Below are 13,188 nucleotides of genomic sequence, written 5' to 3'. Positions count from 1 at the left end.
GGTGGTTCAGCGAAGCCCGTGGTTCAGCCGCGGCCGCGGCCACCCGTCTTTGACCACGGAAAAAACCAGGCCGAAACGGGAAAAGAGGATCGCAACGGCGAAAGCGATCCAGGCGCCGAGCGCCAGGCCGGCGGTGACATCGCTTGGATAGTGGACACCGATGATGATGCGCGAAGCGCCAAGCCAAAGGCCGATGCCGATGAACAGCAGCCGGAATCGCGGGAAAAGCAGGGCCAGAGTGACAAAGAGCGCACCCACATTGGCCGAATGCGCCGAGGGAAAGCTTTCAAACAGAAAGTCGCCGTGAAACGGCTCGAAACCGAAAATGCCGTATTGATCATAAAGAGGGGGCCGGGCGCGGCCGATCGCGTATTTCAGAAGATTGACGACGATGCTGGTCGTGAGAACGGACAGGCCGACATAGGCGATCATCCGGATGAAAAGGGCGGCCCGGTAACGGCCGTGCGTCGGTGCACGACGTAGGATGAAAAGGCCGACGGCAGACACGACGGCGATAGCGGCGAGGATCCAGGCCAGCCTGCCGATATCGGTGATGGCGCCTGCGACTGCGATCAGTTGCGGCGAGAGGTTCTTTGCAGCCTGTCCAAGTGGCGTATCGAAGACGAGGAAGGCAAGAATGACGATGTTGACCGCGGTCAGCGTGTAGCCAAGCCAAGGAAGGGGGCCATGACGGTTGCGGCGAAGGTCATAACGCCGCGCCAGCCTCTGCCAAGGCCGTGATTGCTTCTGGATTGTGCTCACCGGCGGCGATGTCGTTTCCGTGCTCATCCAACGGAAATAAGGGTCCGCCGCGCGGAGTTCAACGAAAAGCCCCCGCTCTGCAAGCCGAGAGCGAGGGCCTTTGATGTTTCACATGAAATATCAGACCGCGATTATGCCGACAGCGCCTTGAATTCGGCGAGGATGGCATCGCCCATTTCGGCGGTGCCGACTTGGCGGCTGCCAGCCGACATGATGTCGCCGGTGCGGATGCCGCTGTCGAGCACGTTGGCGATTGCCTTTTCCAGCGCATCGGCATCGGCCACCAGGCCGAAGGAGTAGCGCAGGCACATGGCGAAGGAGGCGATCATGGCGATCGGGTTGGCGATGCCCTTGCCGGCGATGTCGGGGGCCGAGCCATGCACGGGCTCGTAGAGCGCCTTGCGCTTGCCGGTCTTGGCATCGGGTGCGCCGAGCGAAGCGGACGGCAGCATGCCGAGCGAGCCGGTCAGCATGGCAGCGACGTCGGACAGCATGTCGCCGAAGAGATTGTCGGTGACGATGACGTCGAATTGCTTCGGCTGACGAACGAGCTGCATGCCGCCGGCGTCGGCGAGCATATGCTCAAGCTGCACGTCGGCATATTTTTCCTTGTGCGTCGCGGTGACGACCTGGTTCCAGAGCACGCCCGACTTCATGACGTTGCGCTTTTCCATCGAGCAGACGCGGTTGTTGCGGGTGCGTGCCAGTTCGAAGGCGACGCCGGCAATGCGCTCGATCTCGTAGGTGTCGTAGACCTGGGTGTCGATGCCGCGCTTCTGGCCGTTGCCGAGGTCGATGATTTCCTTCGGCTCGCCGAAATAGACGCCGCCGGTGAGCTCACGGATGATAAGGATATCGAGGCCGTCGACCAGTTCCGGCTTCAACGAGGAAGCCGATGCCAGCGCCGGATAGCAGATGGCCGGGCGCAGGTTTGCGAAAAGCTCGAGGTCCTTGCGCAGGCGCAGCAGGCCGGCTTCCGGGCGCACTTCGTAGGGAACGTCGTCCCACTTCGGGCCGCCAACGGCGCCGAAGAGCACGGCGTCGGCCGCAAGCGCCTTCTGCATGTCCTCTTCGGAGATGGCGACACCATGCGCATCATAGGCGCTGCCGCCGACAAGGCCTTCATCCGTAACGAAACCGGCATTCTTCGCCTCGTTCATATAGGCGATGATCTTGCGGACTTCGCCCATGGCTTCGGGACCAATGCCGTCACCCGGCAGGAGGAAGAGATTGCGCACTGTCATGGGAAAAGCCTCCGCAAAAGAAATAAGTTGCGGGTTCTTAGACCCGCCAAGAAGGCTTTTCAAGCGAGGAAGGGGCGGAAACGGTACGGTTTGGGGCTTTTGCGGCCGACCCTCGTGGTTCGAGGCTGCGCCCTTTGGGCTTCACACCTCACCATGAGGGCGGAGCGAACTATAAGCCAGGCGAGAGGACGAGCCCTCATGGTGAGGAGGCCCAAAGGGCCGTCTCGAACCACGAGGGCGGATGGCTTGCGTTGCTTTATCTTTACTCAGCCAATCCAAGCGAAGCGAGATAGGCTGCCGATGCCGGGATCTTGGACTTGTCCTTGATCTCGATGATCAGGCGCGGATTGCTGTTGAGCTTGGCAAGGGCGGCGAAGACGGCGCGCCAGTGGATATTGCCTTCGCCGAGGCTCCAGTGGCGGTCGGCATAGCCGTCGGCATCCTGCAGGTGGACGTGCTGGAGGCGGTTGCCGGCGGCGTGGACGTAGTAGTCGACCGGCGGTGCACCGGTGTAGCCGTGCGCGTAATGGGCATGGCCGGTGTCGATCGAAACGGCGACGGCGGGCGAGTTGAAGCTGTCGGCAAGACCGACGCGGATATGGGGATCCTTATCCTCGATGTTCTCGATGACCATGGTCAGGCCAATGTCTTCGGCGCGCTTCACGGCATCCTTCAACGTCAGATGCGTGTATTCAATGATCTTCTCGCGTTCACCCTTGTTGTTGTCGAGGTTGTTGTAGGACCATGACGTATAGGGGCTATGGATGACCATCTGGGTGGCGCCGATATTGGCGCAGACGTCGAGTGCCTGCAGCAGGCGCTTCGTGACGACGGCGCGGATCTCCGGGTCCTGCGAGGCGATGATGAAGCCCCAGAACGGGCCGTGGATGCCGAGGCGGCCCTGATGGCCGTCAAGCAGCTTCCTCGCGCGCTCGGCAAGCGGCGCCCAGTCGCCATTCAAGATTTCGGCTTCGACGAAGCTCTGCAGTTCCAAGTCGCGCCGCTTTTCGAGCAGCCAGTTGCGATGGGTTTCGACGTCGTCAAGCGTCATGGCGGCGCCAAGAATGGGAAGGGAAGACATGAAATGCTCCGATCGGGAGGAGGAGATGGAGGGAGCGGGAGCGGCCAGAGGGGCTCCGCAAAGGCTATATGATCCCCCTTTTTGTCGGGCATATTACAGCCGGCAAAGTCATCAGCTTGCCACGGCATGAAAACAAAAAGCCGGGCTTTTCAGCCCGGCTTCGACACGCAAATGTGATGATGAAATCGATCAGGCAGCCCAGGGATGGGATGCGGCATTCGTCTTTTCGAAGCTGTCGATCGCTTTGGCTTTTTCCAGCGTCAGGCCGATATCGTCGAGGCCGTTCAGCAGGCAATGACGCTTGAATTCGTCGAGATCGAACTTGATCGAACCGCCGTCCGGGCCGGTGATCTCAAGGTTTTCCAGATCGATCGTCAGGATGGCGTTGGAGCCGCGCGAGGCGTCGTCCATCAGCTTGTCGAGATTTTCCTGGCTGACCTTGATCGGCAGAATGCCGTTCTTGAAGCAGTTGTTGTAGAAGATGTCGGCGAAGCTGGTCGAAATGACGCAACGGATGCCGAAGTCGAGCAGTGCCCACGGGGCATGTTCGCGCGAGGAACCGCAGCCGAAATTGTCGCCGGCGACGAGAATCTTGGCATTCTGATAGGCCGGCTTGTTCAGCACGAAATCCGGGTTCGGCGAACCATCCTCATTGTAGCGGGCTTCGGCGAACAATCCCGTGCCAAGACCGGTGCGCTTGATGGTCTTCAGATAGTCCTTCGGGATGATCATGTCGGTATCGACATTCACGACCGGGAGGGGTGCTGCGACACCAGTCAACTTCACGAACTTGTCCATGGGGGTCCTGCCTTCAATTTTCGTCTATGCACGAATTATCCTGCCAATAGAGCAAATCCCGGCAAAAATGAAGGGGAATCTTGGAAATGCTCTAAACCGGGCGCCTTGGCCGCAGTTCAGGAATTGCGCGTGGATTAAGCGCATTGGAGAGCGGCGAGGCGCCGCCCTGCCCTGATCTTGGCTTAGAGGTCGATGATCGTGCCGCGGCCGTCGTTCCAAACGCGCATTTCGCGCTGAGCATTCGCCTTGGCACGCACCGGAGCAGGTTTCATCCGCAACGAAATCGCGCGGCCCACCATAAGCACGGTGAGGATGCCGCCGACAGCGAGCGTGATTGAAACGGTAAACAGCGCCAGGGCTGCAAACACGGTGATGCCGGCAAGCGCGATGAACAGGGAACGGATATTCTGCATGGTCGAGACCTCTCTACTCATGGCAATGTGGTCCTCTCTTCTTCTCTCTGCAAGAGGAGCATGGCTTTTTGTTGTCTTGCCCGTTGTTGTCTTGCTTGACGGCGGAAAGCGCGGCAAAACTGCATCATGAGCCGTCTCGCCCCTCCCCGTTCCGTCCGTCTGCGCCGCTCGGTGCTGAGTGTCCCTGCGATCAACCGCCGTGCGCTTGAGAAGATAGCCGATCTCGATTGCGACGCAGTCATCTTCGATCTCGAGGATTCCGTGGCGCCGGAGAAAAAGGCGGAAGCGCGGGAGAATTTGCGGGCTTTTTTCACCGGCTCGCTGCTTGCCGGCAAAGGAGAGGCTGGCAAGGAGCGCATCATCCGCATCAATACGCTGTCATCCGGCTTCGGTGCCGAAGACCTGGAGCTGGTGCTGGCGCTTGAGCCCGATGCGGTTCTTCTGCCAAAGGTCGACGAGCCGCAGGATGTGACTGTTGTCAGCGACAGGCTTGCCGAGGCGGATGCGCCGGAGAGCCTGCGCATCTGGGGGATGATCGAGACGCCGCGCGGCGTCTTGAATGCCGCGGCCATCGCCGAGGCCGGCCGCACACCGGGAAGCCGGCTCGATTGTTTGACCGTCGGCCTCAATGATCTGCGCAAGGAAACCGGTGTGTTGCCGCAGCCGGGCCGCACCTATCTCATGCCGTGGCTCATGCAGGTGATCTTGGCCGTCAGCGCCTATGGGCTCGACGCCATCGACAGTGTTTTCAACGATTTCAAGGATATGGAAGCCTTCGACGTCGAATGTGCGGAGGGCCGAGCCATGGGCTTTGCCGGCAAGATGCTGATCCATCCAAACCAGATCGAAGCCGCCAACCGGCATTTCGGGCCGCACGAGGCCGCTCTTGCCGAGGCGCAAGCCATTATCGCCGCTTTCGCCGATCCGGCGGCGGCCGGTCTCAATGTCGTGAACCTCGGCGGGCGCATGGTCGAGCGGCTGCATCTTGTCCAGGCGGAGAGACTGGTCCATAAAGCTCGCCTGATTTCAGAGCGTCCTTTGCGGTTGTCTACGGCCGCACCTCGGGATGAAGGCTGATAGAGCAATTCCAGGAAAAGTGCGTGAACCGCTTTCCGTCCGGAATTGTGTGAAAACAAAGAGATAGAGCAGTTCAGAGATTCCGTGAAGCGCTGAACTGCTAGGTTATGAAAGACGATTTGATGAAACTTTATCGCTTCCTTACCGGCCCCGACGACGCTTCCTTCTGCCATAAGGTGACCGCGGCGCTGAACAAAGGCTGGGAACTCTCGGGCTCGCCGACCTACGCCTTCAATGCGGCGACCGGCCTAATGCTGTGCGGCCAGGCAGTCGTCAAGGACGTCGCGGGCAAGGATTACGATCCGGAAATGAAGCTTTCGGAGCAGTAAGAGTAACAGGATCGCTTATTCAGCGGTCCGTCGCCTCTTCGGCGCTCGCCTCGATGCGTTCCATGTCCTCGTCGCTCAGGCCGAAATGGTGGCCGATTTCGTGGATCAGGACATGGGTGATGATGTCCCCGAGGGTTTCGTCGTTTTCCGCCCAATAATCGATGATCGGCCGGCGATAGAGGCGGATCTTGTTCGGCATTTCCCCGGTTTGGGCTGTGAAACGCTCCGATATGCCGCGCCCTTCGAACAGACCGAGCAGGTCGAACGGCGTTTCCAGCGCCATGTCCTCGAACACGTCGTCGTCGGGGAAATCTTCGATGAGGATGATGAGATTGCCGGTGAGCGAACGGAATTCGTCCGGCAGGTGGCTGTAAGCCTCCGTGGCCAGGGATTCGAATGTGCTGATCGAGGGGGCATGGCGGTCCCGCCAATCCTCGCTCTGGTCAATGCGGGCCATGAATGCTTCCTTCCTTAGCTGGTCATATAGAGCCTTTGTTTCGGTTTTTCGAGAGTGGATTCAGGCAGAGGAATATTTTCTCATAAAATGGTGTTGACTCTTCTTCCGACCTCTGGAATCCATAAGAACATAACAGGAACATAATTGATCTGGAGCTACCGTCATGGCTGAGGCCGCCGTGGCGCGGGAGACGCTTTTTGCCCTGCGTGAAACCATTGCCCGACTGGAAGGCAGGCCGATACCGGCGCTGGCAGCCATGGCGCATGAGACACGGGCGGCAGAGCCGGAGGCCGGTTCGGCCGATGCTGTCCAGCCGCTTGCAATAGGGGTTGCCGCTCTCGACGAGGCGATGCAGGGCGGCGTGCCGCTGGATGCGCTGACGGAGATCCGTTCGCTCGCCTTGCGTGATGCCGGAGCGGCGAGCGGTTTCACCCTTGCTCTTGCTGCCCGGCTCAGAGTGTTTGCAGGGCGGCCTCGGGGGCAAGCCGTCGGCAAAACCACGGCCGTATCGCCGGTTTTGTGGATCGGCGATACTGTCGCGGGGATGGAGGCGGGCCTGCCCTATGCGCTCGGGCTTCAGGATTTCGGATTGGAGCCGGCCGGCTTTCTACAGGCGTCGCCGCGCAAGCTGGAAGAGGCGCTATGGCTGGCGGAGACGGCGCTTGCCAGTGCGGCCTTTGCGGTCGTCATTCTGGAGGTGCGCGGCAATCCGGCCCGCTTCGGGCTGACCGAGAGCCGGCGGCTGGCGCTGCGGGCCAAGGCGGCGGGGCGGCCCTTGTTTCTGTTGCGTCAAGCGGGCGAGGAGGAGGCGAGCAGCGCTCTCTTCCGTCTCGCCGTCGAACCCGCGCCGGCCCTGGCGCGGCCCTTGCCGGACGGATCGCTGCTTGGCGGCAGCATCGGTCATCCGGCCTTTCGTCTCACCCTGGAAAAAAGCCGTAACCCGGCGCCCTTTTCCATAACCCTGGAGTGGAATGCCCATGACCGCCAGTTTGCCCCTGTCCTCGACGCTCAGCACCCTGCCTTTCCCGGTGAACACGCAGCGCATTCTGGCGCTGACCTTTCCGCACCTGCCGACCGACCGGATCGCGCGCAAGCGATGGGGTCTGTCCTGGCGTTCGACCGGTCGGCTTGAGGCGCCGCCGCTCGCCTGTGCCGGCAAGCTGAACAATGCCATGCGGCTCACCGCGCTCAATGAAAGGGCCGAGACGATCGGCCTGAAGCTCGCACAGGGCGTTGCCGAGGCGAAGGCAATCTGTCCCACCCTTGACGTCGTCGAAGAGGACCCGGGCGCGGACCGCAAACTGCTGGAGGCGATCGCCGATTGGTGCGATCGCTATACGCCGCTGGTGGCGATCGACGGCAAGGATGGGCTTTTCCTCGATATCACCGGCTGCGCCCATCTCTTCGGCGGCGAAGAGGCGCTGCTCGAGGATATTCTGATCCGAATTTCCCGGCTTGGTCTCTATGTGCGCGGCGCCATTTCCTCCGCACCGGGCCTTTCCTGGGCGGTTGCCCGCTTCGACGACAGCCGCGTTGTTCCTCCGGAGGCCATGGAAGAGGCGCTGGCGCCGCTGCCGGTCGCCTCGCTCAGGCTTGGCGAGGAAACCGTCGCCGCATTGCAGAAGCTGGGATTGAGGCAGGTGGGCGATCTCCTGGCAGCGCCGCGGGCGCCGCTGACCCGCCGTTTCGGTGCGCAACTCCTTTTGCGGCTCGATCAGGCCATCGGCCTCAACGAGGAGCCTATCTCGCCTCGTCGGCCGGTTGCGCAATTGTCAGCCGAGCGGCGGCTTGCCGAGCCGGTGCAGGCGGAAGACGATATTCTGCAGCTTGCCCGTCAGCTTGCCGAAACCTTGAAGCCGGGGCTGGAGGCCCGCGGTGTCGGCGGCCGCTCCTTCGAACTTTTGTTGTTCCGGGTCGATGGCGCTGTGTTCCGCATTGCCGCCGGCGCATCGCAGCCGCTGCGGGAGCCGAGCCGGATCGCCAACCTGTTCACGGAGCGCTTCACCGCCATTCATGACGATCTCGATGTGGGATACGGCTTTGAAATCGTCCGTCTCAATGTGCTGCAGCATGCGCCTTTCGACGCGATGCAGGGCGATTTTGTCGGAGAAGGCCGCCAGGACGCGTCGCTCGCCGCTTTTGTCGACCGGGTGGCTGCGCGGCTGGGGCCGGATTGCCTGCAGGGTTTCGAATTGCAGGAAAGCCATATTCCCGAGCGGGCCGTGCGACCGATGCCGGCCATGGGGCTTCTCGCTTCCCGGCGGCGGATAGGTAAGGAAGATGCCGGGTCTGGCTTCTTCCGCGGTGAGCGGCCGCTGCGGCTGTTTCGCATGCCGGAGCTGGTCGAAACCGTTGCCGCCGAAGTGCCCGACGGTCCTCCCCGGCAGTTTCGCTGGCGACGGATCATGCATCGGGTCAGCCGAGCCGAAGGGCCGGAGCGGCTTTCGGCGGAATGGTGGGTCGAGGAAAAGGAGGAGCCTGCCCGCGATTATTTCCAGATCGAGGATGAAGAGGGCCATCGTTTCTGGCTGTTTCGCAAGGGTCTCTACGGCCGAGGCGGAACGGCGCCGGACTGGTACATGCACGGGGTCTTCGCATGAATGCGCGCCCGAGCTTTCACGACCCCGTACCCTTCTTCGAGATCGGGGTGAGAACGAATTTCTCCTTTCTCGAAGGCGCCTCGCATCCGGAAGAAATAGTGGCGCAAGCCGCTATCCTGAAACTTTCGGGGTTTGGAATTGCCGACCGCAATTCGGTTGCAGGCGTCGTCAAGGCGCATGCGCATACCAAAGTTCTCCGAGAAAAATATGAAGAGGCCGCTAGGAACAACAGGGAGCTTCGAGCCAAGGGGGAGCCGGAAAAGCCCCTCCTGAAGCCGGTTCCCTTCCAACCCGGCGCTCGCCTGGTGTTTTCGGACGGTACGCCCGACATCCTTGCCTATCCGCAGAACCGCAAGGGCTGGGCGCATCTCTGCCGGCTGTTGAGCGCCGGCAATCTGAGCGGCGAGAAAGGCGTCTGTATCCTCAATGAAAGCGACCTCATGGAATGGGGCGACGAGATGATGCTGGCCCTTGTTCCTGATGCTGATAGCGTCGAGACGTCGGAGGGGCAGGCCAAGCTGGAACAGTGCCTAGCGCGACTATGGGCCCGCTTCGGCCGCAAGCTCCATCTGGTCCTGTCGCCGGCCTATGATGGTAGGGATCGGCTGGTCTTTGCTACGCTCTCCATCATCGCATTGCGCAACGGCGTGCGGCTAATCGCCAGCAACCAGCCGCTTTATCACGCGACCGAACGCAAGCCGCTTGCCGATATCGTCGTTTCGATCCGCGAGCATGTGCCGATCGCCGAGGCCGGCTTCAAACTGGCGGCCAATGCCGAACGCTACATGAAGAATGCGGTCGAGATGGCACGCTTGTTCCGGGATTATCCGAAGGCGATCACCAATACGCAGAAGTTTTTTAGCCGGCTGTCTTTTTCGCTGGACGAGTTGAAGCACAATTATCCCGACGAAAGCATTGATGGCGAGACCGTTGCGGAGACGCTGAAGCGACTGACGTGGGAGGGGGCCAGAAGGCGCTTTCCTGAAAAGATTCCCGAAAAGGTCTCGATGCAGATCGAGCATGAACTCAAGCTCATTCGTGAGCGGCAATATGAGCCTTATTTCCTGACGGTGCACCGCATCATGGAGTTTGCCCGTAGCGCGAATATCCTGTGCCAGGGACGGGGATCGGCGGCCAATTCGACGGTCTGTTATTGCCTCAGGATTACCGAGGTCAATCCGGAAATAACAAGCTTGCTCTTCGAGCGTTTCATATCGACGGAACGCGAGGAGCCGCCTGATATCGATGTCGATTTCGAGCATGAGAAGCGTGAAGAGGTCATCCAATTCATCTACAAGCATTACAAAAAGGAGCATGCCGGGCTGACGGCGGCGGTCACCAGCTATCGGGCGCGCTCGGCCGGTCGCGAAGTCGCCAAGGCTTTCGGCTTGTCCGAGGATGTGCAGTCTGCCCTTGCAAGCGGTGTCTGGGGCTGGTCGACGGAGGAGTTGTCCGAACGCGAGGCGAAGATTGCCGGTCTTGATCTCAAGGACAAGACGACACGCAACGTCCTTTCCTACGCCACGACTCTGATGGGGTTTCCGCGGCATCTGACCCAGCATGTCGGCGGTTTCGTCATCACCCGGGATCGATTGGACGAGGTGGTGCCGATCATGCACACGGCGATGGACGATCGCTATATGATCGAGTGGAACAAGGACGATCTCGACAATCTCAACATACTGAAGATCGACGTGCTTGCGCTCGGTATGCTGACCTGTCTCGCCAAGGCTTTCGATCTGTTGCTGCTGCATTACGATGTGAAGAAGCAGCTCGCCGATCTTGGTAGCGGCGAATATCCCGATCGCATACCGGTCTACGACATGATCTGCCGCGCCGATACGATCGGCGTCTTCCAGATCGAAAGCCGGGCACAGATGAGCATGCTGCCGCGTCTCCGTCCTCGCAAATTCTATGATCTGGTCATCGAGGTGGCGATCGTCCGGCCCGGTCCCATCCAGGGCAACATGGTTCACCCTTATCTCAAGCGGCGGGATGACATTCTTCATAATAGGCCGATCGAATACCATCGTCCGGAATTGAAAGCGGTCTTGGAAAGAACATTGGGAGTTCCCCTGTTTCAGGAGCAGGCGATGCAGATTGCCATTACAGCGGCCGGATTCTCGCCCGCCAAGGCCGATCGGCTACGCCGTTCCATGGCGACATTCAAACGAACGGGGAAGGTTGACGAATTCAAGCAGGACCTGGTTTCGGGCATGGTCGCGAACGGTTACCCTCGGGACTTTGCGGAGCGCTGTTTCAGCCAGATTGAAGGCTTCGGCGAATATGGCTTTCCCGAAAGCCATGCGGCGTCCTTTGCGCTTCTCGTCTACGCCTCTTCCTGGCTCAAGGCCTATTATCCCGATGTCTTCTGTGCGGCGATCCTGAATGCCCAGCCTATGGGCTTCTATGCGCCGGCGCAGCTCGTGCGCGATGCGCGTGAGCATGGTGTCGAGATGCGGCCGGTGGATGTCAATCATTCCAGTTGGGATTGCCTGCTGGAGAAGGCGCGTTTCGATCAGGATGCCGTCGAGCCGCGTCATGCGTCGATGCGCGAGATCATCAAGGCGCAATGTGCCGTCCGCCTCGGCTTCCGGCAGGTCAAAGGTTTGTCCGAGGATGAGATGGAACAGCTCGTCGAGCGCCGCGGCGATGGCTATCGGTCCGTGCGCGATCTTTGGCTGCGCTCCGGGCTTGCCAAGTCCGCTATCGAGCGCCTGGCCGATGCCGATGCCTTTCGCTCGATCGGCCTCAGCCGTCGCGAGGCGCTATGGGCTGTCAGGGCGCTCGATGTCGGCAGCGCCGCGGAAAAGCTTCCCCTCTTCGATCTTGCCGATCGGACCGACCTGCAAGTCGAGCCCGCAGTTTCCCTGCCGGAAATGCTCCCCGGCGAGCAGGTGATCGAGGATTATCGCTATCTTTCGCTGTCGCTGAAGGCGCATCCGGTGTCCTTCCTGCGTGCGGATTTCGCCCGACTGGGCATCGTGCAGAACCGGGATTTGCCCAATGTTCCTAATGGTAGGATGGTGACGATTGCCGGGCTGGTGCTGGTGCGGCAGCGACCGGGATCGGCGAAGGGCGTGATCTTCATGACGCTGGAGGACGAGACCGGCGTCTCCAATGCGATCGTCTGGCCGAAGATGTTCGAGAAATACCGGGCCATCGTGATGGGCGCCCGGCTGGTCAAGATACGCGGCCGCTTGCAGAGCGAGAGCGGTGTCATCCATGTGGTGGTCGATTATATCGAGGATATGACACCAGCGCTGGGGATCCTGCAACGCGAAGCCAGGCGGTTCGGCGTCAACGATCGGGCGGATGAGGCCCTGCGTCCGACCATGGATCATCGGCAAAAGAAGCGGCTTGCCGAAAGCCGGTCGGTGCGCGAGCAGACTGCTGAGATAGCGGCAGATGGCCGCAGCACTATCGCCCAGACGGCAAGCGTCATGCCGCGAGGCCGTAACTTCCATTGATGCGCCGGATGTTAGGGCTCACGCTGAAGTGACCTTGTCCGGCTTGCCCGCTGGAAAATGAATCGATTTTTCTTGACAAAGATCGTCTTCTTTCGCAGATAACAAGACAGCAGATGTCATGTTTGACGGGCTGAGCGAAGAATGCTGGTTTGCAGTTGTAATTACATCACCGACAAGGAAATCCGGGAGACGATTATCGAGCTCCTCGATCAGGATTGTTGGCAGCTCATCGTTCCTGCCAAGGTCTATCACGCCATGTCGAAGCGTGGCCGTTGCTGCGGCTGTTTCCCGAATGTCGTCGACATCATTATACAGACGACCGAGGACTATCATGCCCGCCGCCACTCGACGGAGGCGGAAATATTTGATTTCATGTCCCGCTTGAAAAAATTTCATGAAGACAACAGGAGAGCGGACATTGAAAGGCGACAAAAAAGTCATCGAGCGGCTTAACGAGGCCCTATTTCTCGAACTCGGTGCAGTTAATCAATATTGGGTTCATTACCGGCTTCTGGAAGATTGGGGCTATACCAAGCTTGCCAAGAAGGAGCGCGCGGAATCCATCGAAGAGATGCACCACGCCGATCGCCTCGTCGCTCGGATCATCTTCCTCGAAGGACATCCGAACCTGCAGACGCTGGCGCCGCTGCGCATCGGCCAGAACGTCAAGGAAGTGCTGGAGGCCGATCTCGCCGGCGAATATGATGCCCGCACCGCCTACAAGAAGTCGCGCGATATCTGTCACGATGCCGGCGACTATGTCTCGATGAAGCTGTTCGAAGAGCTGCTGGCGGACGAGGAAGGCCATATCGACTTCCTGGAAACCCAGATCGAACTGCTCGAAAAGATCGGCGAGGCCAAATACGGCCAGCTCAACGCCGATTCCGCTGATTCTGCTGAATAATTGGCTTGGAGCAATTCCAGGAAAAGTGCGAAGCGGTTTTCCGTCCGGAATTG

General features: G+C 60.2%; 14 protein-coding genes. 7 read left to right on the top strand and 7 right to left on the bottom strand.

The genetic code is table 11. The features are described from left to right. Positions 1 to 6: 6 nt before the first annotated feature. The 5 genes from C9E91_RS19560 to C9E91_RS19540 form a co-directional block, all read right to left on the bottom strand. Positions 7 to 762, bottom strand: coding sequence for a phosphatase PAP2 family protein (locus tag C9E91_RS19560; protein ID WP_245407531.1), 756 nt, complete (start codon positions 760 to 762; stop codon positions 7 to 9). 131 nt (positions 763 to 893) lie between these two features. Beyond that, positions 894 to 2,006, bottom strand: coding sequence for a 3-isopropylmalate dehydrogenase (gene leuB / locus C9E91_RS19555; RefSeq protein WP_107109910.1), 1,113 nt, complete (start codon positions 2,004 to 2,006; stop codon positions 894 to 896). Between the two features lie 262 nt (positions 2,007 to 2,268). Then, positions 2,269 to 3,087 carry a sugar phosphate isomerase/epimerase family protein gene (locus C9E91_RS19550; RefSeq protein ID WP_107109909.1) on the bottom strand — a complete coding sequence of 273 codons (819 nt, stop codon included), beginning with the start codon at positions 3,085 to 3,087 and terminating at the stop codon, positions 2,269 to 2,271. Positions 3,088 to 3,276: 189 nt separating this feature from the next. Further along, positions 3,277 to 3,885: a 3-isopropylmalate dehydratase small subunit gene (leuD, locus tag C9E91_RS19545; RefSeq protein WP_107109908.1), complete on the bottom strand. Its 609-nt coding sequence runs from the start codon at positions 3,883 to 3,885 to the stop codon at positions 3,277 to 3,279. A 182-nt stretch (positions 3,886 to 4,067) separates the two neighbouring features. After that, on the bottom strand, positions 4,068 to 4,298 hold the full coding sequence (locus C9E91_RS19540) for a hypothetical protein (RefSeq protein WP_107109907.1): 231 nt from the start codon (positions 4,296 to 4,298) through the stop codon (positions 4,068 to 4,070). A gap of 126 nt (positions 4,299 to 4,424) precedes the next feature. Here C9E91_RS19540 and C9E91_RS19535 point away from each other — a divergent pair, with 126 nt between their 5' ends. Both C9E91_RS19535 and C9E91_RS19530 read left to right on the top strand, forming a co-directional pair. After that, on the top strand, positions 4,425 to 5,375 hold the full coding sequence (locus tag C9E91_RS19535) for an HpcH/HpaI aldolase/citrate lyase family protein (RefSeq protein ID WP_107109906.1): 951 nt from the start codon (positions 4,425 to 4,427) through the stop codon (positions 5,373 to 5,375). 122 nt (positions 5,376 to 5,497) lie between these two features. Further along, a complete protein-coding gene (locus tag C9E91_RS19530; RefSeq protein WP_107109959.1) occupies positions 5,498 to 5,704 on the top strand; it encodes a DUF1737 domain-containing protein in 207 nt (68 codons plus the stop codon). Positions 5,705 to 5,723: 19 nt separating this feature from the next. On the opposite strand, the gene C9E91_RS19525 is transcribed toward C9E91_RS19530, so the two are convergent. After that, entirely contained in the window at positions 5,724 to 6,161 is a 438-nt protein-coding gene (locus C9E91_RS19525) for a metallopeptidase family protein (RefSeq protein WP_107109905.1), read from the bottom strand. Between the two features lie 163 nt (positions 6,162 to 6,324). Here C9E91_RS19525 and C9E91_RS20040 point away from each other — a divergent pair, with 163 nt between their 5' ends. The 3 genes from C9E91_RS20040 to C9E91_RS19515 are packed head-to-tail and all read left to right on the top strand — an operon-like array spanning position 6,325 to position 12,231. Beyond that, the gene (locus C9E91_RS20040; protein ID WP_245407530.1) at positions 6,325 to 7,293 is read left to right on the top strand and encodes an ImuA family protein; all 969 of its coding nucleotides are present in this window, start codon (positions 6,325 to 6,327) and stop codon (positions 7,291 to 7,293) included. Between the two features lie 40 nt (positions 7,294 to 7,333). Next, on the top strand, positions 7,334 to 8,761 hold the full coding sequence (locus tag C9E91_RS19520) for a Y-family DNA polymerase (protein WP_245407542.1): 1,428 nt from the start codon (positions 7,334 to 7,336) through the stop codon (positions 8,759 to 8,761). After that, entirely contained in the window at positions 8,758 to 12,231 is a 3,474-nt protein-coding gene (locus C9E91_RS19515; protein ID WP_107109903.1) for an error-prone DNA polymerase, read from the top strand. The genes C9E91_RS19520 and C9E91_RS19515 overlap by 4 nt, the downstream gene beginning before the upstream one ends. An 18-nt stretch (positions 12,232 to 12,249) precedes the next feature. Here the strand turns inward: C9E91_RS19515 and C9E91_RS20035 are convergent, their stop codons facing one another. Further along, entirely contained in the window at positions 12,250 to 12,525 is a 276-nt protein-coding gene (locus C9E91_RS20035; protein WP_245407541.1) for a hypothetical protein, read from the bottom strand. Here C9E91_RS20035 and C9E91_RS19510 point away from each other — a divergent pair. Beyond that, positions 12,412 to 12,684 (top strand): (2Fe-2S)-binding protein, encoded by a 273-nt coding sequence (locus tag C9E91_RS19510; protein ID WP_245407540.1) that lies wholly within the window; start codon positions 12,412 to 12,414, stop codon positions 12,682 to 12,684. The two genes, C9E91_RS20035 and C9E91_RS19510, sit on opposite strands and share 114 nt — an antisense overlap. Next, positions 12,650 to 13,135: a bacterioferritin gene (gene bfr, locus C9E91_RS19505; RefSeq protein WP_146144011.1), complete on the top strand. Its 486-nt coding sequence runs from the start codon at positions 12,650 to 12,652 to the stop codon at positions 13,133 to 13,135. The genes C9E91_RS19510 and bfr overlap by 35 nt, the downstream gene beginning before the upstream one ends. Positions 13,136 to 13,188: the final 53 nt, after the last annotated feature.

Source organism: Rhizobium sp. SEMIA4064 (assembly GCF_003025035.1).
GTDB classification, from domain to species: Bacteria; Pseudomonadota; Alphaproteobacteria; order Rhizobiales; family Rhizobiaceae; genus Rhizobium; species Rhizobium paranaense.
This window is presented reverse-complemented; position numbering and strand designations above follow the sequence as displayed.

Bases quoted from the DNA above. Each gene is read 5' to 3' on its own strand.
- C9E91_RS20040 (WP_245407530.1), top strand. From the start codon at position 6,325: ATGGCTGAGGCCGCCGTGGCGCGGGAGACGCTTTTTGCCCTGCGTGAA.
- C9E91_RS19520 (WP_245407542.1), top strand. From the start codon at position 7,334: ATGCGGCTCACCGCGCTCAATGAAAGGGCCGAGACGATCGGCCTGAAG.
- C9E91_RS19525 (WP_107109905.1), bottom strand. From the start codon at position 6,161: ATGGCCCGCATTGACCAGAGCGAGGATTGGCGGGACCGCCATGCCCCC.
- C9E91_RS19515 (WP_107109903.1), top strand. From the start codon at position 8,758: ATGAATGCGCGCCCGAGCTTTCACGACCCCGTACCCTTCTTCGAGATC.
- leuB (WP_107109910.1), bottom strand. From the start codon at position 2,006: ATGACAGTGCGCAATCTCTTCCTCCTGCCGGGTGACGGCATTGGTCCC.
- C9E91_RS19540 (WP_107109907.1), bottom strand. From the start codon at position 4,298: ATGCAGAATATCCGTTCCCTGTTCATCGCGCTTGCCGGCATCACCGTG.
- C9E91_RS19550 (WP_107109909.1), bottom strand. From the start codon at position 3,087: ATGTCTTCCCTTCCCATTCTTGGCGCCGCCATGACGCTTGACGACGTC.
- leuD (WP_107109908.1), bottom strand. From the start codon at position 3,885: ATGGACAAGTTCGTGAAGTTGACTGGTGTCGCAGCACCCCTCCCGGTC.
- C9E91_RS19530 (WP_107109959.1), top strand. From the start codon at position 5,498: ATGAAACTTTATCGCTTCCTTACCGGCCCCGACGACGCTTCCTTCTGC.
- C9E91_RS19535 (WP_107109906.1), top strand. From the start codon at position 4,425: ATGAGCCGTCTCGCCCCTCCCCGTTCCGTCCGTCTGCGCCGCTCGGTG.